We start from the raw sequence: 21841 nt of genomic DNA, 5'->3' as shown, positions 1-21841 counted from the left end.
ATGATTTTGTTAAAAGATGTTTCTTATGAATGGGAAGATGGACGAACTGCTTTAAAAAATATCAATCTTGAAATTAAAAAAGGTGAATTTATTTTAATTTCAGGGAAAAGTGGAAGTGGTAAAAGCACTCTTGGAAGTGTAATGAATGGTCTTATTCCGCATTATTATAAAGGAAAAATGCAAGGAAAAGTCTTTGTGTCAGGAAAAGATATAAGTAAATTATTACTTCATGAAATAGGGCATATTGTAGGGACTGTATTTCAAGATCCAAGAAGTCAGTTTTTTACGACAACGACAGATGAAGAAATAGCTTTTGGGCTTCAAACCATCTGCAAATCAAGAGATGAAATCAAACATAGAGTAGAAGAAGTATATGCAGAGCTGGATACCCCGGAACTGAAAGGAAAATCTGTTTTTGAATTATCAAGCGGACAGAAACAAAAGATAGCTATTGCAAGTATCTATGCGATGAATCCGAAAGTTTTAATTTTAGATGAACCTTCAGCAAATTTGGATATGAAAGCAACATTTGACCTGTTTTTAATTTTGGAGAAATTAAAGAAAAAAGGAACAACGGTTGTTCTAATTGAACATCGTTTGTACTATGTAAAGTCTTTATTTGACCGTTTTCTTTTGATGAAAGATGGAGGAATTGCACAGGATTTGAGTCGGGAAGAAGTTATCCATCTTGAAGGGGAGTTTTGGGATGAAAATGGACTAAGAACTCTTGAATTAGAAGAATACAGGATAAGTGAGAAGAAAGATTCATATCAATTAAATGATGAAAGTATTAGTGGAAAAGGCTTGAAATTTTGTTACTCAAGTACAACTAAGGTTGGAAATAAGCAAAAACAGTACATCTTAAATCATCTTGATTTCAATATGGAGTGCGGAAAAGCCATTGGTCTTATCGGCTTAAATGGTACCGGGAAAACTACCTTTGCAAGAGTGATTTCAGGACTTGAGAAGATAAAAGAGGGAACAATATGGGCGGAAAAAGATAAAGAGTTGAATCGTAAAGATTTAATGGATATGTCATATTTTGTCTTTCAAGATTCAGACTATCAGTTATTTTCGGGAAGTGTACTTGATGAAATGTTACTTGGTATGGAGGGTAAAGATAAAAAAGAAAATACTCAAAAGGCAAAGTCTATTTTGAATGTACTTGGCTTAGATAAATACATTGATAAGCATCCATTTGCTTTATCAAGAGGAGAAAAACAAAGACTGACAATAGCTTGTGGAATGATGAAACGGGCAAAAGTTTTTATCTATGATGAACCAACATCAGGTTGTGATAAAGACTCAATGCTTTCAGTCGCAAAACTAATTGAAGAACAATTAAAAAATGGGACAACAGTTTTGGTAATAAGTCATGATTTTGAGTTTTTAGCAAACACAGTGAGCAAGCTATGGGTAATGGGAGATGGGAAAATAGAAAAGGTTTTGAATATGAGTGAAAGTAATAAATTTCTCATATTAGACAAGATGAGAGGAGGTAGAGAGCTTGTCAGATAGAAAAACTATAGATCCGAGAATAAAACTTACTCTACTTCCAATTGCCTCCTTTACGAGCTTTTTTATAAGCGATACAATTCTACTTTTTGTACTAATTGTTTTTGCCTTTTTTCTATATTTATATAGCGGGATGTGGAAAAGATCGTTACGCTTTACCTTGTTTTTTGTGCTTTTATACTGCATAGAGTTAGGGCTTGGAAAGTTCCAGGAAGCAAGTATTGTATTTGCAATATATATGTTTATTTACTTTGCATCAAGAATGACCTTAATCGCTATGTTTGGTGGATATATAGCAAAGACTACAAGTGTAAGTGAAATGCTGGAAGCGTTAAATAGAATGAAAGTACCAAGAAGCATTGGTATACCTTTTAGTGTTTTGCTTAGGTTTGTACCAACTATAAAAATAGAACTCAAGGCATTAAAAGAGAATATGAAGATTCGAGGAATCGTAACAAGCAGATTTTTTCCGTTGCTACATCCAATTAAATATATTGAATATACGTTTGTTCCGCTTTTAATGAGAATGATTAAGATTTCAGATGAATTGTCAGCTTCGGCACTCATTAGAGGACTTGATAGTGATGAGAAGAGGGTAACATTAACAGAATTGCGGTTTAGAAAAACAGACTTAATGATTGGACTATTAGGAGCTTTGATAATTGCTCTTGTGATAGTAATACAGAAAATTTATTAGGAGGACTTTTATGAAAAACAAATTGAATGGTCGTGATTTTATTACAATCGGAATCTTTAATGCAATTGGAATTGTCATATACATGGCAGCCGGCTTTGCTATGGCAACAACAGTTATTGGAGGATTTATTGCTTCAGGAGTTAGCTTTATGGTAGCTGCTACCGTTTATATCCTTATGGCTGTAAAAGTTAAAAAGAATGGCGTATTTACAATATCAGGAATGCTTCTTGCTTTAATTGCATTGTCAGGAGGACATTTGCCTCATGCAGTCTTTGCTGTAATCGGTGGAATTATATGTGATTTGATTATAGGAAATTATGAGAGCAAGGGACGAATGATTATTGGATATGGGACATTTGCATTAGCGGATTTTTTAGGGACAGTAATTCCTGTGATTTTATTCGGGACAGCTTCTTTTGTGGAAAGAGCATCAAAATGGAAAATGAGTGAAGCGGGGATAAATGAAGCATTATCTTATTTCAAAGTTTCGTGGGCAGTAGGATTTGGCTTGATAACTTTTGTTCTTGCTTGCATAGGAGCATTTGTTGCAACAAGGATACTTAAAAAACATTTTGAAAAAGCAGGAGTGATTTAATCAATCTTTGTTTGTGAGGGAAAAATGGATTAAATAATGGGTGTCAAATACTTTTGACACCCACATCATAAAAAAGAATGAATAGCAAGCGTTAAGTAAGTTTTAAATTTCATCGTATTATATCATAGTTCATCCTAAATAAGTTTCCAATTAAAGTTTTAATGTTTTGATTGTACCTAAATCCTTTGTAACTATAGCCGTATCAAATCTTACTTCAAATAAAATCAAGGATTCCCCGGCATATTCTATAGTATCTTTGTAATCCGGAACTTTAGCAATAAATTGCTCAGCAACATCAAAAATAGTTTTTGGACTTTTTTGAACTATGCCCTTAGCTTTGACATGTTCATTTCCTGAGTGAGGAATTGTAGTAAATGCCACATATGGATTTGATTTTATTTCTTTGATTTTATCATTTCCTTTAAAAGACGAAAAGTAAAGTATATTTTCAGCCGGCTCAAAATAAAAATTTACTATTCTCACATTTGGCATATTATCTACAGATGTTGCTAAGGCTATTTCTGTTTGTTCAGCCATAATTTTTAAAAATTCTGTTTTTGTATTCATTTAAGAAGACCTCCTTTTTTTATAGTTTAATTATACTGAATAAAAGTATCAAATTGTGAAACCTTTAAAATTCATCTACAAACTTAAAGAGATTTGATATGAGTCATATTATCTTCTATTTTTTTAATAATCAATTCCTTTAATTCAGGCGGAGTAATTGCAATAATTTCTTTTCCAAAAACAGAAAAGTAACTCGAGATAAAATCTTCTTCATTTTTGTTGTAAAATCCTTTAATAACCGGTGTATTATTACACCAAGCTAATGTCATTGATGGATAATTTTCTTTTATAAATAAATCTACACCTTTTTCTGTTATATTTACTTCAAAATCGGTAGAATTCTTTTCTTTGAAATTATTTGTTTTCAAAGTTTCAATTTTATGGTCGTTAACAGGTTCTTTATTTTTATTGACAGATAAAGAAAGAATTTTATCACAACGAAATACTTGCATTTTGTCATTATCATAATTATATGCTGTTACATACCATTGACCAAACGATGCAGATATATTCAAAAATTGTACAGTGTATTTATAATCGTTATTTTTACTTTTATAAGTAATATCACATACAGAACAGTTAATTGATAAATACAATACATCTTTCAAAAAAGGACAATTATTCACTTGCTTTAAAGATGTAAAGCTGAATACTGTTTCCATTCTGTCCAAATTCAGCTTATGTTCTTTAGAGATACAGGATTCAAATTTCAGTTTTAGTTTCTCTAGGTCTAAATCAAAAGGGGTAGATTGATATTCTTTCAGTGTCAGCATGGAGAAGTACATCGCATACATTTCATCAGTGGTAAAAATAATAGGTGAAAGTAATCGGTTTTTTAAAATTCCATATCTTCCATACCTGCCATGTTCCGAAAATATTGGCATTCCAATCTGTTCTAAAGATTGAACATCTCTGATTGCAGTGCTTCTTGAGATATTATATTTCTCCATCAAATCTATTAAGTTAAAATAGCTCTTATTATTTAAATATATCATCATATCATTAAGTCGCTCTGATTTATTCATTTTAACATCTCCTATAAACATAAAGGTGTCACAATGTGAAACCTTTTGTACATTATACTATAAATGAAAGAAAAATACGAGGTAAAAACAAATGGTCTGAGAATTATTTTTAACATCATTGCAAAGTAGTATAGGAACTTTAGCGATATTTTATGTGAATAATGGAAAATGTTGTGCTTTTAATACTTATTACTAAAAAGGTAATAAAAGAACCGAGCTATAAACACATTAAAATAATCCCTTGACAAGAAAATATTATAATGTTAGCATAAATTATTTCTATGAGATAAGACGTTTAATTTTATTAAGAAGGGAATTAGTAATTATGAAAACTTACCGTGATTTTGATAACTATCTAAAAAACTTTCCTGATGAAAAGGGATATTTCGGTGAATACGGAGGAATGATTTTACCTCCTGAATTAGTTCCTGCTTTTAAAGATATTACACAGGCATATTCGGAAATCTGTAATAACGCACGTTTTATAAATGAATTAAGACGCATCAGAAAAGAGTTTCAAGGCAGGCCTACTCCTGTTTATCATTGTGAACGCTTATCTTCATTGCTGGGAAAATGTCAAATATACCTTAAAAGAGAAGATCTTAACCATACAGGTGCACATAAACTGAATCATTGTATGGGTGAGGGTCTGCTTGCTAAATTCTTAGGTAAGAAAAAACTCATTGCCGAAACAGGTGCCGGACAACATGGTGTTGCACTTGCCACGGCTGCGGCCTATTTTGGTTTGGAATGTGATATCTACATGGGAGAAGTTGACATAAAAAAACAGCATCCCAATGTAATAAGAATGAAAATGCTCGGTGCAAATGTAATACCTGTAACGCATGGACTTAAAACATTAAAAGAGGCGGTAGACGCTGCTTTTGAAGCATATTTAAAAGAATACAAAGATGCAATATACTGTATAGGATCTGCTGTAGGACCTCATCCATTCCCTATGATAGTTCGTGATTTTCAATCAATTATAGGAATAGAAGCAAAAGAACAATTCAAAGAAATGACAGGTAATTTGCCTGATGTTGTTTGTGCGGCTGTTGGAGGAGGCTCTAATGCGATAGGAATGTTTGAAGCATTTCTGGCGGAACCGGTTGATATTGTAGGTGTAGAACCGCTTGGAATAGGAAGTGGCGTAGGAGAACATGCAGCAAGTATGACATTCGGTAAAAAAGGAGTTCTTCATGGTTTTGAAAGTATGCTCTTACAAGATGAAAACGGAGAACCGTTGCCTGTGTACTCCATAGCCAGCGGACTTGACTATCCGTCAGTCGGACCTGAACATGCATATTTGAGAGAATGTGGAAGAGTAAAATACGAAGCTGTGAATGATGATGAGGCTATGCAGGCATTTTTCTTACTATCCCGTTATGAAGGAATAATTCCTGCAATAGAAAGCTCACATGCTGTGGCATATGCAATAAAATATGCCAGAAATCAAAATCCGGGATCAATACTTGTAAATCTTTCGGGTCGAGGTGATAAAGATATTGATTATGTATATGAAAAATATGGTACAGGTGAGCAATTTTTAAAAGAATTTATTAATAAATAATATATCAATTTTATATTATTAGCTGATTATAAAATAAGTTTTTTTGTCAATGGTAGAGGTGTAAAATCACCTCTACTATTTGTATAAAAGTCAAATATTTCTATACGAAGCCAATAATGTAAATATATCTTTGACACTGTCTTAAGTATTTTATCCCTGTTCTCACAAATCGGCAAAATTCATTGAGTTTTCATTATGAAACTATTGAAGTCCTAAGCAGCAGGTTTTATAATCATTCGCTTACAGCTTGGCAAATTATGACAGAATTGGTTTTCTAAATAGAAAATAGTTGCCTTGAGGTTGATTACCTTTTAACTCACAACAGATTTGATTTATAAAATTAGAAAATTAATCCGTTATAATATAAAATACTACTGTGAAAAATAAGTAATATATGCTAATCTAATACTATAAGTAAATGAATGAAAAATGAATAATAAGAAGGGAGGGACATACTTTAAAAATCAATTCTTTCGTAGCTATTAGTGATAATGATTGTGAATGCAACATGAACAGAGAAGGAGCGCTATTTTATGGAAGAGAAGAAATATTTAAAGTGGTATAACAAAGTCGGATACGGTGCAGGTGATATAGCAGGTAATGTAGTATATGCACTTTTAGCAGCATTTGTAATGATTTATTTAACAGATACTGTTGGACTAAATGCCGGTATTGTGGGTACTCTAATTGCAGTTTCAAAGATTTTTGATGGAATTAGCGATATATTTTTTGGTGCTATGATTGACAAGACAAAGTCAAAGATGGGTAAAGCAAGACCTTGGATGTTATATGGATATTTCGGATGTGCTGTCTGTTTAGTTGCAATCTTCTGTATTCCTGTGGATATGGGACAGAAGGCACAGTATGCCTGGTTCTTTATAGCATATACATTATTAAATGCAGGTTTTTATACAGCAAATAATATTGCTTACTCAGCGCTAACAGCTCTCATTACAAAGAACAACTCAGAGCGAGTTCAGATGGGTTCTATAAGATTTATGTTTGCGTTTGGTACAAGCATGCTAATCCAGGCAATTACAGTTGGTTTTGTTGCAAAACTCGGAGGAGGGGCAGCAGCCTGGAGAACAGTGGCAATCATTTATTCAATCATCGGTGTTATTTCTAATACACTTTCTGTTTTATCAGTAAAAGAACTTTCAGATGAAGAACTTGCAGAAGATAAGAAAAGTGATGAATCTGAAGAAAAGTATAATCTTATTAGTGCATTTAAGCTTCTTGTGCATAACAAGTATTTCCTTATGATTTGCGGTTCGTATCTTTTAATGCAGCTTTATTCAGCAACGCTTGGAATGGGTATTTACTTTATGAAGTATGTACTTGGAGATGAGGGATTATTTGGTACTTTCTCCTGGGCTATCAACATCCCTATGATAGTCGGTCTTTTAGTGACACCGATTTTAGTTGCTAAGTTTAATGGGATGTATAAGTTAAATGTTGCCGGATATGTGATTGGTACTGCCGGACGACTGGGTGTAGTTGCAGCAGGATATATGGGAAATATTATGCTTATGCTAGCTTTTACAGCAGTTGCGGCACTCGGAATGAGCCCTCTTCAGGGAGATATGAACGCTCTTATAGCAACAACATCAGAATATACAAGACTTACAACAGGTAAGAAGGTTGACGGAACGATGTATTCCTGTACATCATTCGGAACAAAAGTCGGTGGTGGACTTGGTACTGCAATCGCGGGTTGGATGTTGGCTGCAAGCGGATATGTTCAGAATGCTGTAACTCAGTCGCAGCCTTGCGTGAATATGCTTTATGTTATGTATCTCTGGCTTCCGATGATTTTTAACTTAATAATTACGTTTGTCCTTATCAGACTAAATGTTGAAAAGGCAAACAAAGAACTACAGAAACAAACAAAATAATGTATATTTAAGAAATGGCGTTGTCTTATAGGTATTTCCTGTAAAACAATGCTTTTCTGTATCATGTCAATTTTTTATATTGCTTCAATATGGTATAATATTATAAATGTTAAATGAAACAAACTGAAATTCAGAGGTAGACTAAATGAGTGACTTTGAAAAGTTATTTTCTCAAATTAAACAACTTTCAGCTGCAATTACAGAGAAAAAATATTACGACTACAGTAAAAAGGGATATGATATTTTAGTTAGAATATATGATATGGGAATTACACAGGAACAAGTATATAGCGCATTTTTGCAATATTACAACAGTTTACAAGATGGATTACCTAAAGAGTGGCTTGCAGAAATGTTAGATTATATAAGTGGATGGTGTAGTCCGGAAAAATGCATTTGGAAGAATGATAGTTCAAGTTAGTTGCAAAACCGGATTACAGCCGGTGCTGCACTAAAGAACATATCGTCAGTAAAACTGTTGAAGTCTCTTGGCTTTATACAGGTAGGAACAGAAAAAGTGTCTTTTCACAAAGATGAAAATGGAAAAGATATTGTATTTGATGGTGGAATTTTTGAATTGAAATAAGGTAATAGTACAAGTATGTTAATACAAGCAATTACAGATGGGTAGGAAATGCCTTCAAAGACGGATTGAATATTAAGTAATAATGATTCTCTGTTAAAAGCCTTACGCCCCCCCGGAATACCATATTATTGCAATTGAATTGATATGTGAAAAAGTTAGTATTTGTGGTAAAATATTAATGCTGAGGATATAGTCGCTTGTATTTTGCGGAGGTAAATATGAAATTAATTATTGCAAAGATAATTTGGAGTGGGATAATAATTGCTTGTATCCTATTGGCAGTGTTTGGTTTTGTTATTAATGTGCGGGAGATAGCTCCTTATTTTTCTTACCCTAAAACCGAGGCAAAAGTTCTTAAGGTACACAATTATCAGAAAAGAAGCGAGACCCAGGAAATGAAGTACGGAAGCAGCGTTTCAATAGAGTATACGGTTCAGGGTAAACAGGTGAGGAGCCGGCTGGAATATCCCGATAGAGACTCTATCCTCGAAGTGGGAGATATTATTACCATTGCCTACAATCCGGACAATCCAACCGATTGCCGCGATATGAGCCCGCCCGATATTACGAAGATAATAGCTTTTTGTGGAGTAGTAATCTTTATTGCCTACATTTGTAAGAAGACTTTGGCACCGCGCCGTTGAGAATTACCGGAAAAAATAGGAAAAAGCAGAGAAAATTATATGAAAACTTATTTTAAAGATGGAACAATTACGATACGCAGTATGGAAACAGAAGATGCCGAGATATTGTACAAAACATATTTATCATATGGGTGGCATCCGCAAATCGAAACTTATAAGAATTATTATAAAGATCAAGAGGAAGATACAAGACTGGTTTTCATAGCAGAATATAACGGTAGAGTATCAGGACAGTGTACGTTGGCGCTTAATCCGAAAGAAGGTCCGTGGGCAGGACAGAGATTTCCGGAGATAGTTGATTTGACAGTATTTTTGGATGTTCGTGGAAAAGGTATTGGGAGTAAACTATTGGATGTCGCAGAAAAAGAGGCTGCCGGAATTTCTGATATGGTATTTCTAGCTGTTGGTACACACTCGGGATATGGTTCTGCACATAGACTGTATATAAAACGAGGATATATCCCGGATGGTAGCGGAGTATGGTATAAGGGGAAAGTGCTTGAGCAATATGCTCCCTGCATTAATGACGACGATTTATTGCTATTTTTATCAAAGAAATTCATATAGTGGGGGCTATATATGAATGACAGTTATAAAGCACTTATAGGAGGAAAAACCGAATGAAATTTACATTTGAATTAACGGAACAGGATTATCTGGATTTTAATATGTTTACCGTGAAGAATTATAAATTCTATAAAACTCAAATGAAACTGTTTCGCGGTATCTTTACAATAATACCTATTGGAACGGGTTTGGTAAACCTGCTGCTTAATGGAGAAAAAAGAATAGGAGTTATAGTCGCTCTTCTCATTGTCATGACATTGATATCTATACTGTTTTGGTGCGGATTTCCGAAGTTTTATGATGCTTTGATGCTTAGAAATGCCAAAAAGATTTTGTTTAGGGAAGGAGAAAACCGTATTCTGGGGAAGAGAACCCTTTTCTTTGAGGAAGATAAAATTCAAACAGTAACAGATCTATCAGGTGAGTCAATGCTTGCTGCAATAAAATTCCGATTCAGTAATATAAAGATACAAGTGTCAAAAGTATAAAAATTCGATGCAAGCTTGCTTGCAAGAGAATTTATTATCTTTTGATACGCAAAAAATATGAGTAAGTAGCCATTTTTTGCAAAAAAATGAGCGGATTACGAATATTTTTGCAAGGATTGCGAGAGGTGAAGCCGAAGCAATCCTGTATCATTGGGTGTCAAATACTTTTGACACCCACATCATATAAAGGTATATATGAAAAGATACATGATTACAGGGGGATCTTAATGAGAGAATTTAAAACGGCATCAACACTTTTTGACGGTAATTTGGCATTATCTATAGCGCCGGCTCTCACGCCGAAAGGATTGGAAGAAAATCCGTTATTTTTTAACGGAGAAATTGTTAATCCGGTGGTGATTTCAGGAGGGCTTTTGGTACTTGCGGATATTGTAAGTACAAGATATTTTAAGTACACACCGGTGGAGCAAAGAGACCCCATTCTTTCTGCGCAGGGGGACAGGTTAAGAGCCGAATGTTTTTCCGCCTGCAATGGTGTTTATGCAAGAATGGACGTGTTTCAAAGTGTTTTGGACGGTGAGATACTTTATGGTACAACAAATGTGGATATCAGTAACAATTTAAGAAAATCACTGTTTGAAATAAAACAGGGGGACAGATTAAAATTTCGAATCGGAGATGACGGTTGGAAAGTATTACATAGTAAGAAACCTGTACATGGGGGTGAATTGACAGATATACTGATACAACGTCCTGTTAAAATGCCGGACAGATGGATTCGGGCATTAGGGAATTGTACCCTGCTTCATCAAAATATGAAATACAAATTTCATATTGAGGGAATGCAGGCAAAGGCTTTTATTGCAATGTTGCCACCTGCTACGGGAAAGGATCAATCCGGGTGGCTGACTCCTACAAAAAGCGGTGTGATGTTAAAGCTCAGAGAAGAAAAAGATAGTGTATATATTAGCGGACTTCACCGACTCAGTGCGCTTAAGCGTATAATGAGCAATGTAAATGCCATTTATTTTTATGCCCCCGGGAATGGTGAAAAAGGACAGATGATGGTTGAAGTATGTATGACCGGAGCTAATATTACGCTAAGTTTGACGGCAAAGAGCTATGAGGGTTATTCCGGTGAAGGGGCATTGTTGGATTTGCTTTCAGACGTAAAAGTATCGGAATGTGCCGACAGAATCGACGATATATTAAATTTTGACCCGAGGCTTGACCTTGATAAGATGTCAAAGTCAATGGGCCTGATAAAAAATGATATGAATAAGGCTCTGGAATTGCTTGCGGTTTCAGGAAAGCTGGGGTTTGATGTTCATGAAAATGCATTTTTTCACAGAGAATTACCGGATGATCCGGATAGAATCTTAAAAGATAACCCAAGACTTGAAGGGGCAAAGAAACTTGCGGAAGATACCATATATGCAGAAGACAATATATGGCATGTGAAATCGGGTGAAGCAGTCTACAGAGTAATTTATCCTACAGACTGCGGGGTGGAAAATGCAAAGTGCACCTGTACGTGGTATCTGAGACATCAAAACAGCAGAGGACCATGTAAACATATTTTGGCTGTGAAATTGAAAAAAGAAGCAGTGTGAAAACACTATTAATTACTGTTTGTACAGTAGGCTAAAAGAGGAGGTATGGAGGTTAGTATGGCAGGCAAACTTGAAAAAGCGGTGGAAATTTATCGCTCTCTGGGATATGAGGAAACAGATTTTGAAGATATTTTAAACCTTGGAACAGGAAGCAGTGAAGAACAAAAAATTGCAAGGGAAGGACTGAAAACGGGTGAATGGTTGGAACTTAAGCAATTATCTGAGAATTCTTACGGCTTTGTTCCTGTCGTGGATGTTGATTTAGGCAAACTTGCAATCTTTGCAATCCGTGTAGGAGTGGATGCCAAGCGTGCAGCACATATTTTAAGGCGAGGCAGTGAGGTTGCTTTAAAGGCTGTTGAGTCTCGGGGTGAAACTTACGCTATGAATTTTATTAAGGCTGCCTGTACTTCAAACAGGAGAATATGGGAACACTCCTTGTCGGTTCTTGGTACATTGGCGATAAAACTGGTTCATCAAATGAATCTTGATATTCCTGAATCGGTGGAGTATATGAAGGACTGGGCGGCAGTTGCAGCAATGGTTTTGGGCTCTGAAAGAAAAGAACAAAACTTTGACGAAGGATTTGCACCGGCAAAAGAGGATATTATAAGAAGATTTATAGAGCATATTGAAATGGGTATTTCTGTGAATGTGCCGTCAACAGGACCTTTTTCAAAAGTGCTGATCTGGGGGGTAGAGAATAATGTGCTTACAAAAGAAGCTGCTATGGAACAGGTATTTTATGCACTAAATATTGCACAAAGACCGGGCGACAGAAAAGAACTGATGAATATTTTGGAGCAAATAGGACTTACGGATGATGATATCAGATCTCGAGCAGAAACAATCATTCCACTGTTGGGACTTGGAGAAACCGCTTTACTTGAAAGATTTGCACCGGTTCTTATAGAAAATGCTTCAGAAGATTTGCTGTATCAGGTTCTTATTTCCTGCAGTTTCGCAAAGGTTAAGAAAATTAAAAAAATGATTTTAAATGCTGCTTTAAAAAGGGAAAAACCGAAGTCTGCAAAAGAGTATGAAGAATGGATTTTACTGTATAAGCAGGATGAGGATAAAAGTATATCAAAACTTGCCGACAGTCTGGAGAAGGCTTGGGGCTTGGAACTTGAAAAAGAAGATGTAAAAGAAGAGGTACAGGGACTTTGGAGGGAAACACCGAAACTTTGGGAACTTCCTGAGTTTGAGATAGGAGAAATTTCACCGGAGGCATTGACGGATTTGGTGGCAGTGATTTCAGAAAGAAAGGAATGTGTTGAGGATATTACTTTTGAGAGATTAATTGCTATGGCAAATAACATTGCATACAAAAATCCCAATGAGGCTAAAATGAGTCTGGCAGGAATTTCGAACAATGACTCAAGCGGCATATTGGCACTTGGTATATGGGCAAAAAATCTGGAAAATAATATATGCCCGGATAGAATGAGAGAAGTGTGGGATGGTGAAAAACAAGTTTTAAGAATCGTGTATGGTGAACTCTTATATACAAGAAACATTGTGTTATTTACGTCTATCAACAAATGGCCATGCTTACTAAGCACTCCGAGTTATGAAGATTTAAGTATCGGATTATCCGATTTAATCAATCGTCTGCTAATATATAAAAATGAAAATTTATCATATGTTTCAGAGCCTGATTTACAACTTGCACTTACAAGGCTAGACATTGATTCGGTTACAGAAAAAGATGCAAAAGAGTACTTAGAAAAACTAAATGATATAAATTTGAAAATCTTACTTCCGTCAGGAGAACTTTTACAGGATGAATACGGAAATGACGTATTAGTCGGTGAAATAATTGTCGAATACTTAAAAGATCCATATATTGAACCGGAATTTACACCCGGAAAAACCTCGTGCTGGAAGGTGGAACTTGATATGCCAAAAAGTCTGAAAGCCTTACCGAATAGATTTTCATACAGCAATGATTCTATGTTTTCTATGTTTCCGACTTGGGGAGATTATGCTCTTACGGCGGTACACAGAGACTGTGAGGTATACCATGGGCAGGGTATAATTTTAAGACAGATAGCAAGAAGAAGAAAGCCGATTACAAAGGGTGCACTGATGAACTGGCTTGCTATAGAGAGTAATCTAAGTGATGAGAATGCGGAAGATGTGATTAATGCAACCCATGAAGCCTGGGAAAGGGGACTTCTGCTTCCGGATACAGCAGATATTTCTTATTTGGACTGGAATGGTGATACGCCCTCAAATCTGGCAAGTATGGCTCTTTCTATGGAATGTATGGCAAAAGACGGTATGTTAAGTGTTGTATGGCAAGCCGCCTGTGATACTGTGGAAGTATCGCTTGGGGCTCCCAGAATGCTGACAGGAACTGCTGAGGTTGTAAAGTTTTTAAGAGATTATCTGGATGAGGTTATCATAGCCGTGCAAAACAAGTTTGCTCCTAATAGTGTATTGGAAATGAAGGCAGTTAAAAATCTTGCTGCTAAATCAGGGGCTTCAAAGGCAGTAGGCTATGCAAAAGAAATCGTGAATAAATTAAAATCTTTTGATACAGAGATTATAAAAGAACCGGAAAACAGTGAAGAGGCATCGGATACTCCAATCTCAAAAAATGACTTTGATGAAGTATGGGTGACATTACCTGAGCCAAAAACACTTATCCCCGATAATGTTTCTATGAGTGTAAAAACTGTTGAAATAAGAAAAAATGAAAAAGTTTTTCAATTTAACTTAAATCTGCCTGATGTACCTGAGTATGAATATCAGATAACAATAGCCGGGTGGATTTACGGACTTAGAAATGAGGGACAGATTTCTGCATTTAGGGCTAATCATAACGGGGAAATTATAGATGAAGAAGAAAAGTCTGTATGGCTTCATTATGATAATATAAAAAAGAAGATTGTGGTAAGCAGGTTCAGAAATTGGAGAAATGAAGAAAACGGTCCGTTAGAAGGAGAATCCACCCCATATTCAAAGACTCTCCTCACTATTGCTGTGGCACTTTTAGCTCAGGACGGAGAAAGTATTTATGGCGCAAAAAGCCTTACCAAAGAATTGATAAAAACCGGTGAACTGAATGTGGAATCATTGAGAGATATTACAAGAGAGTTACTGCTTCATGAAGATATCAGCCCTGCAAAGCTGGTACGGGTGGTTGAGAAGGAAAGAGAACTTCTGAGTGTGCTTTGGGTAATGCTAAGTGAGTGCATCAAATATGCAGGAGCAAAGACTGTGAAAGATAATAAGCCACCGGTATGGATAAACAGAATTTTGGATATTTGTATTTACTATGCAGACTATTTAAAGGAAGCAGCCGGCAGGGGATTTATTCCTCCGGAAGATGCAAAATGGCAAGGTCTTTTAGAAATTGCAAACAGTACTGCCAAGTCTGCTGCAATAAAAAAGGCAAAAATCCTGGTAAAAATATTGGGATTGCGTGAGTGAAGAATGGGCAGGCAGTACATTTGCTCCCTATTTTGTAAGCACAATGTCAAGCCACTATGATTGGGCTAAGAAAAAGTTAAAATTAGAGGAAGGTAATTAATTACAGAAACTGAAAGAAAACTATTCTTATTTACTATCTGAGAACAAACACATATAATAGACCATAGCAGGTGAAACTAAAATACATAACTAAAGGAGTAAATATGGTAAAAGATATAATGAATTTTATCCGTGAAACGGATCCGGAAGTGGGTGCAGGAATAATAGATGAGTATGAGAGGCAGCAGAACAATATAGAATTAATTGCGTCGGAAAATATTGTTTCTACGGCTGCAATGGTTACTATGGGAACGGTGCTTGCCAATAAATATGCGGAAGGTTATCCGGGGAAACGCTATTACGGAGGCTGCCAGGAAGTAGATGTATTAGAAAATATTGCCATTGAAAGAGCAAAGAAGCTTTTTGGAGCAGAATATGCCAATGTACAGCCGCATTCTGGAGCTCAGGCAAATATGGCGGTTACAATGGCGGTTTGTTCGCCGGGAGATACCATCATGGGAATGAGCCTTGACGCAGGCGGACACTTAACCCATGGCTCTCCTGTTAACTTTTCGGGATTATTTTATAATATTGTGCCTTACGGAATTACTGAAGAGGGTTTCTTGGATTATGATGAGATTCTTGCTCTTGCAAAGAAGCACAGACCAAAGATGATTATTGCCGGCGCATCTGCCTATCCGAGAGTGATTGATTTTAAGAAGTTCAGGGAAATAGCAGACGAAGTGGGAGCGGTACTTTTTGTGGACATGGCACATATTGCAGGTCTTGTTGCGGCAGGTGTGCATCCAAGCCCGGTTCCTTATGCTGATATAGTGACATCTACAACTCACAAGACCTTACGCGGACCAAGGGGAGGTATCATCCTTTCTACGGCTGCCGCGGCAGAAAAATATAATTTTAATAAGGCTGTTTTCCCGGGAATACAGGGTGGACCGCTTGAACATGTGATTGCCGCTAAGGCAGTTTGCTTCGGAGAGGCTTTAAAGCCGGACTATAAGGTATACCAGGAGCAGGTGGTAAAGAATGCAAGGGCACTTGGCGGGGAAATGATGAAGCGTGGATTTAAACTGGTTTCTTCAGGCACGGATAATCACCTTATGTTGGTTGATTTAACTAATTTTGAGGGAGTGACGGGAAAAGACATGCAGAATCTCTGTGATGAAGTGAATATTACCTTGAATAAAAACAGTATTCCGCGTGATCCACGTTCGTATTTTGTGACTTCCGGTGTGCGTATCGGTACCCCTGCTGTGACAGCCAGAGGATTTAAGGAAGAAGACATGGCAGTTATTGCGGACTGTCTCTTCAAAGTTGCAACAGATTTTGAAAACAGTAAAGAAGAGATACTTTCTAAGGTTTCAGTGTTAACCAAGAAGTATCCGATTTATGAGGGATAATATACAGACGATTTCTACTATTTTCCCCTATTTTTTATCATTTTCTTATTTATCATATAGTGGCAGGCTCTGTTCCTGACAGACAGATTGCTTTGGATATTTGGCGGACACCTATGGAGGAATACGACCCGAATTTGAGAAGGATGCAGTTTCTGTAGAAGGAAGCATCCTTCTGCCTTTGCTAAAGAACAGTAAGGCTGAAACAGTGAAAAAGCTGAAAGGTGGTATCATGAAGGAAAATAAAACTTATTATAAGAAAAAAATATATTTTGTCTTGCTTGTCATGACTCTTGCTTTAGGCTTTCAGAGTCTTTATGAATACTACAGGGTGAGTATAGAGAATCCTTTTCTGAGGCTTTCCAATGTCTTATTCGGCATTTTAAAGATGTTTTTATTTGCCCCGCCAATATCACCTGAGAACAGCCCGGGTATCTTTTATGAAATTGCTAAATGGATGGCTCCTATACTTACATCTGCCTTCGTATTTACCAAGATTTCAAATACCTTACTTCACCTGAAAAATATAGTTTTTAACAAATTCAGCAGAAATCATATACTGGTTTTTGAAAACAGCCTTATGTCAAAGACATTAATAACTAACCTGATGAATGAGAAAACTCCGTATAAGATTTCGATTATATCCAAGCATTTTATTGATGATAATCTAAAGGGAAAATATGAGAAAAAAGGGATAGCCACCTATCAGACAGACTTTGATAACAGTGGTAAAAATGAGATAAGGGAGTTATTAAATACCGTAAATATAAATAAAGTGAAGTATATGTTTTTCTGTGCTGACAACGACCTTGAAAATTATGCTTTATATGCCAACATTGTCAAAAGAATTAAGCCTAAAAGGAATATTACCTTTTACGTAAAATGTGAATCTAAAACAGTGTCATCCTATATTGAAGACGTGATCATACGCGAGAGGGAAGAGGCAGAGATTCTTAAAAAGATAGATACCGTACATTTTGACCAGACAGATTTGACTATGAGAATGCTTATGTCGGATAATTGCGTACTTAAAAGCCTGACAAACAGTATTGAAGGTCTGACTCATATCGGGGATAGTATTTCATTAGAAAAAATCAACGAAAATATAAAAAATATGCATATTCTGATTATTGGAGTAAATGAACTTACTGCGGCGTTATTAAAGTATATTGCAAATGATATGACCTTATGCCTTGAAGAAAATACAAGGGTAAGCATAATGGATAAGGATGCAGGTACGCGCATGAATGAAATTCTTGCCAAAAACGAAGGGCTTAAAAATGCCCTGAATCTTCAAATTGTCGATGTTGGGGCAGGAAGGGATTCACTCACGGAATGCTTAACTAAGGTAAAAAATGCGGGTGATTTATCGCTTATTTTTATGATGAATGAGGATGTGGTCAAAAGCCTTAAATATCTTAAGAGGTTGACAGGATATTTTGAAAATATCCCAAAGATAATAAGAAATGTATCAAATATAGACCTAACCTATGTCCTGCCTAAAAACCGGGACAATATCCGGATATTTGGTGATGTGTCGCAGATTATGACAAGTGATATTATGATAAGGGAGTCTCTTGACATAAGGGCTAAGGCTTTCAATGACAGCTATAATACAGCTGCGGAGATGTCGGGCATGGGCAAAGGCAGTAGCTGGAATGAACTTTCTTATGTAAAGAGGACATCTTCAAGAGCATCGGCTACACACGGCAGGGTAAAGGAAGAAATACTTAGAAAGATTTTCTTTAATAATTCGGATGATGAGATAATGCAGTATCTGTCCGAAAAGTTTGAAGAGTTCAGCAACTTGCAGCAACTTATGCAAGAGGATTGGAAAGAGTTTAAGGAGAAATTTCGCGAGTATTTAAAAGAAAATCCTATTCTGGACTTTTTATCAAGACTTGAGCATAAAAGATGGTGCAACAGCTACTATGCGATGAATTTTATCTATGGTGACAAAAAGGATGAGAACTTAAAAACTCATCCTTGCCTCATAGATGAATGGGAAATTATTATAGGTGATAAGTTTGACATCTGTCATCCTGAATATGATTTGTTATCGGTATTTACATTGTTTAAGACGGAGAAATAAAATGGATAAAGAGCAAAAATATGAGGCAGCATCTGACGAAATGAAGAAAGCAGGGAATGAATATAACGAGAAGGAATATAAGTACACTGCCTTTATAAGCTATAGGCATGTGGAGCCGGACCAGAGTATAGCAAAGCAGGTTCATCAGATGATAGAGACCTTCAAAGCACCCAAGGAGTTTTATCAAAATGGCAAAAGACCGGCGTTTAGAGTGTTTAGAGACAGGGAAGAATTAGCCGCCAGAGATCTTAGTACATCCATAAGAGAAGCGCTTGAAACAAGCAGATATCTGATTGTGATTTGCTCAAAGCGCACACCTTTATCTGAGTGGTGCAGGAAAGAGATAGAGATATTTAAGAGTTTACACGGGCAAGAGAGAATAATTCCCGTATTGATAGAGGGTGAACCTAATGAGGCTTTTCCCGTATCCCTTAAAGGAAAAGAAAGTAATAATGAAGAGGCGGCGTATGAGATATTGGCAGCGGATTTAAGACCTGTGAAAGTACTAAAAGCAGATTTTAAGGGATATGCATATCTTCAGGATAATGACAGGCAAAGCCTAAAGGAACTCACAAAGGAATCCTTAAGTATATTAAAAACAGAAAAGTACAGGATAATGGCAGCCCTCCTTGGCTGTGCTTTTGGAGATCTAAAGCAGAGGGACAAGGAGAGAAAAAACAGAAGAATTTTAGGTATATCAATCTTGTCAGGTACTGTCTTTTTGATTTTTGGTATATTTATGGCAAATGCATATCAAAAGGCGGAGCTGGCGAGGAAAGAGGCTGTACAATCCAATGCAAATATACTTATGAAAACATCTAAGGAATTCTTAAAAGAGGGAGATTATCTAAAGGGAGTATTGGTTGCAAAAGAGGCAAACGGTATGTTGAGAGAGGATATGAAATACTATGATTCGCTTAAGGCTGAAGAAGAATTTATTCTAAACAGCAGTATATATCACAGCGGTGCATCTACTCTTACAACTATATCAACGAAAAACAATCTGACATATATGGCGGTAAGTGATGATGAAAAATATGTTGCCTATGGACTTGAGAATAATGATACTGCCGTTGCAAGCGTACAAAACGGTGAGGTGCTGGAGGTGTTTACGGGACATACTCAGCAGGTGAAATTGGTTGATTTTTCAAAAGATAACAGATATTTGGCATCATCTTCATTTGATAATACCTGTATTATATATGATTTGGAAAAAGGAGAAGAGAAGGTAAAGCTAGAGATAGAGGGAGTGCCAATGCTTACCAGATTTTCAGAGGATGGTTCAAAACTGTTTTATGCCGTAAATGCTAACAATGTCTTAGTTTTCTACACTTATGATACCACAAACTGGCAGAAACAAGGTGAGTTTGCGATTAGTGAGCCATTAAAAACAGTTGACATCAGTAAAGACGGAAGTGAAATCCTGGTAGTGTTATGCTCGAATACCGAAGAGCAGATTACAATAAGAAATATGGCTGACGGAAAGATTGTTAAGGTTATACCAAGAATAAACGGTAAGGATCCTAGTCAGGGTGAATATGAAAAACCGTATATATATGCAAAGTATTCATCAGACGGTGAAAATCTTCTTCTGCTTACCTACTCGGAACTTATAAAATTTTCGCTTCAAAATAATAAAGAAGTATTTAAGAAGGAGATAATGATTAATGATCTCGGCGATTTAAATTTGATTATGGAAAGTGATGATGGAAAGAATATTATATTGAAGGCAAATCCCAGAATATCTGTTTTAGACGGGAAAAGCGGAGAAATAAGTGATGAAATATATTTTCCGAATATAAAGATGAAATATTTTACCTATAATAATAAAACCAATACTATAGTTGGATTTGGTGAAAATGGTAATTATTCAATCTGGAGAGATAAGACTATAATAGAATCAAATCTAAATTATGGTGGAGGAGTGCCGACTGAATTTGTGTTCTTAAAAGACGGAAGTAAGATATTGGCAAATGCCCACGAAAGCCAAACGATTAAGATAATAGAATTAAAGTCAAGAGTACTGTCAGAAAACGTAACTGCAAGGATAATGGCAAATTCAAACGATAGTTCTCATATGTTATTGTATGACGGCAATGACTTGGCTGTTTCGGATGATGACGGAAGGACTGTAAAGAAAATCACTGTAGATGAGCCTTCAATATATGCTCTTTTAGCAGCTTCAAAATTATGCCAGATATCTAATAATGGAAGGTATTATGCTGTGATGTTTAAGGACTATATGTCTGATGTACCGCATAAGACTTTGAAACTTTACGATCTTTCTAATAACAAGAAAAAGAAGATATATATAAATAATACGGCATCTTTAGTTTATTTTTCGGATGACTCAAAGCATATCTTTGTAATGGACAGTGCAGAAGGCTTAAGTATTTATGATGTGGAGAATTTGAAGCAGGTAAAGAGATATAGTGAAATAAAAGGCGATGTATTAAATATGAAGCTTTCAAATGATTCTAAAATACTTGCAGTAAATATGTTGTCGGGAACCGCATTTTTATATAATCTTGAGACTAATAAGCAGATTGATGAAATTAGCGGTGAGATTATAAATGTTGAAAATTCCGGTGGTGAAATAACAGCAAAGGGAGTAAAAAAGAACAGTATATTTAAGTGGAACAGTAATTCAGGTTTGATCACTTGGGATATGGATGATGAGTGTCGACAGACACCTCAGAGCTTTGATGATGTGCATTTTTACAATGAAAATGCAGATATAGTTATGATTATAAGAAACAATGATATTGACAGAAAGTGTTACGTAGTCGATTTTTCAACAGGAAAACTGAAGTTTGTGCTTAATGTTGCATTAAGAAGATATAATGCCAACGGGCATATTTCTCCTGACGGTAAGTTAATTACCATAGACAAGGATTACTGTGAGAAATCCGGCAAAGACAGTGATCATTGGTCTTACGAGATGATGACTTCTATTTACAATGTTTTAAGTGAAGGAGAGGTATCAAAGGAGGTTGATGGGATTCTTGCAGGCAGAACGCTATCTCAGGAAGAGAAGGTGCGTATTGGTATAACTGCGAAGTGATGAAAAATTGAGTATTTTATATACTAAACTTGGAACATTCTGACTTTATTATTACAAAACTCAAATG

General features: G+C 35.9%; 16 protein-coding genes. 14 read left to right on the top strand and 2 right to left on the bottom strand.

The genetic code is table 11. The annotated features are described in order from the left end of the window. The 3 genes from GCWU000282_RS03385 to GCWU000282_RS03375 are packed head-to-tail and all read left to right on the top strand — an operon-like array spanning nt 1 to nt 2807. On the top strand, nt 1-1518 hold the full coding sequence (locus GCWU000282_RS03385; RefSeq protein ID WP_035039187.1) for an ABC transporter ATP-binding protein: 1518 nt from the start codon (nt 1-3) through the stop codon (nt 1516-1518). Then, entirely contained in the window at nt 1508-2212 is a 705-nt protein-coding gene (locus tag GCWU000282_RS03380) for an energy-coupling factor transporter transmembrane component T (RefSeq protein WP_023353604.1), read from the top strand. Before GCWU000282_RS03385 ends, GCWU000282_RS03380 begins: the two co-directional genes overlap by 11 nt. 10 nt (nt 2213-2222) lie before the next feature. Further along, the gene (locus tag GCWU000282_RS03375) at nt 2223-2807 is read left to right on the top strand and encodes an MptD family putative ECF transporter S component (protein WP_023353603.1); all 585 of its coding nucleotides are present in this window, start codon (nt 2223-2225) and stop codon (nt 2805-2807) included. Between the two features lie 150 nt (nt 2808-2957). Here the strand turns inward: GCWU000282_RS03375 and GCWU000282_RS03370 are convergent, their stop codons facing one another. Together GCWU000282_RS03370 and GCWU000282_RS03365 are read right to left on the bottom strand one after the other, a co-directional pair. Then, nucleotides 2958-3374 (bottom strand): pyridoxamine 5'-phosphate oxidase family protein, encoded by a 417-nt coding sequence (locus tag GCWU000282_RS03370; protein WP_023353602.1) that lies wholly within the window; start codon nt 3372-3374, stop codon nt 2958-2960. An 83-nt stretch (nt 3375-3457) separates the two neighbouring features. Further along, nucleotides 3458-4399 (bottom strand): helix-turn-helix transcriptional regulator, encoded by a 942-nt coding sequence (locus tag GCWU000282_RS03365; RefSeq protein WP_035039184.1) that lies wholly within the window; start codon nt 4397-4399, stop codon nt 3458-3460. 325 nt (nt 4400-4724) lie between these two features. Between GCWU000282_RS03365 and trpB the strand changes: the two genes are divergently transcribed. The 11 genes from trpB (at nt 4725) to GCWU000282_RS03310 (ending at nt 21774) form a co-directional block, all read left to right on the top strand. Continuing rightward, on the top strand, nt 4725-5969 hold the full coding sequence (gene trpB, locus GCWU000282_RS03360; protein WP_023353600.1) for a tryptophan synthase subunit beta: 1245 nt from the start codon (nt 4725-4727) through the stop codon (nt 5967-5969). Between the two features lie 533 nt (nt 5970-6502). Continuing rightward, entirely contained in the window at nt 6503-7864 is a 1362-nt protein-coding gene (locus GCWU000282_RS03355) for an MFS transporter (RefSeq protein ID WP_023353598.1), read from the top strand. Nucleotides 7865-8009: 145 nt separating this feature from the next. Further along, on the top strand, nt 8010-8285 hold the full coding sequence (locus GCWU000282_RS03350; protein WP_023353597.1) for a hypothetical protein: 276 nt from the start codon (nt 8010-8012) through the stop codon (nt 8283-8285). 383 nt (nt 8286-8668) lie between these two features. Then, the gene (locus tag GCWU000282_RS03345; protein ID WP_023353595.1) at nt 8669-9094 is read left to right on the top strand and encodes a DUF3592 domain-containing protein; all 426 of its coding nucleotides are present in this window, start codon (nt 8669-8671) and stop codon (nt 9092-9094) included. A gap of 39 nt (nt 9095-9133) precedes the next feature. Then, nucleotides 9134-9661, top strand: coding sequence for a GNAT family N-acetyltransferase (locus GCWU000282_RS03340; protein WP_023353594.1), 528 nt, complete (start codon nt 9134-9136; stop codon nt 9659-9661). 53 nt (nt 9662-9714) lie between these two features. After that, entirely contained in the window at nt 9715-10149 is a 435-nt protein-coding gene (locus GCWU000282_RS03335) for a hypothetical protein (protein ID WP_023353593.1), read from the top strand. 227 nt (nt 10150-10376) lie between these two features. Further along, nucleotides 10377-11723: an SWIM zinc finger family protein gene (locus GCWU000282_RS03330; RefSeq protein WP_035039180.1), complete on the top strand. Its 1347-nt coding sequence runs from the start codon at nt 10377-10379 to the stop codon at nt 11721-11723. Nucleotides 11724-11780: 57 nt separating this feature from the next. Next, nucleotides 11781-15164: a hypothetical protein gene (locus tag GCWU000282_RS03325; RefSeq protein ID WP_035039177.1), complete on the top strand. Its 3384-nt coding sequence runs from the start codon at nt 11781-11783 to the stop codon at nt 15162-15164. A gap of 203 nt (nt 15165-15367) precedes the next feature. Continuing rightward, nucleotides 15368-16621 carry a serine hydroxymethyltransferase gene (locus tag GCWU000282_RS03320; RefSeq protein ID WP_035039174.1) on the top strand — a complete coding sequence of 418 codons (1254 nt, stop codon included), beginning with the start codon at nt 15368-15370 and terminating at the stop codon, nt 16619-16621. Between the two features lie 229 nt (nt 16622-16850). After that, on the top strand, nt 16851-18710 hold the full coding sequence (locus tag GCWU000282_RS03315) for a hypothetical protein (RefSeq protein ID WP_035039433.1): 1860 nt from the start codon (nt 16851-16853) through the stop codon (nt 18708-18710). A gap of 1 nt (nt 18711) precedes the next feature. Further along, the gene (locus GCWU000282_RS03310; protein ID WP_023353588.1) at nt 18712-21774 is read left to right on the top strand and encodes a toll/interleukin-1 receptor domain-containing protein; all 3063 of its coding nucleotides are present in this window, start codon (nt 18712-18714) and stop codon (nt 21772-21774) included. Nucleotides 21775-21841: the final 67 nt, after the last annotated feature.

Source organism: Catonella morbi ATCC 51271, from assembly GCF_000160035.2.
Classification (GTDB): Bacteria; Bacillota; Clostridia; order Lachnospirales; family Lachnospiraceae; genus Catonella; species Catonella morbi.
The sequence above is the reverse complement of the archived record's forward strand: the minus strand, read 5'-3'. Positions and strand labels throughout refer to the sequence as shown.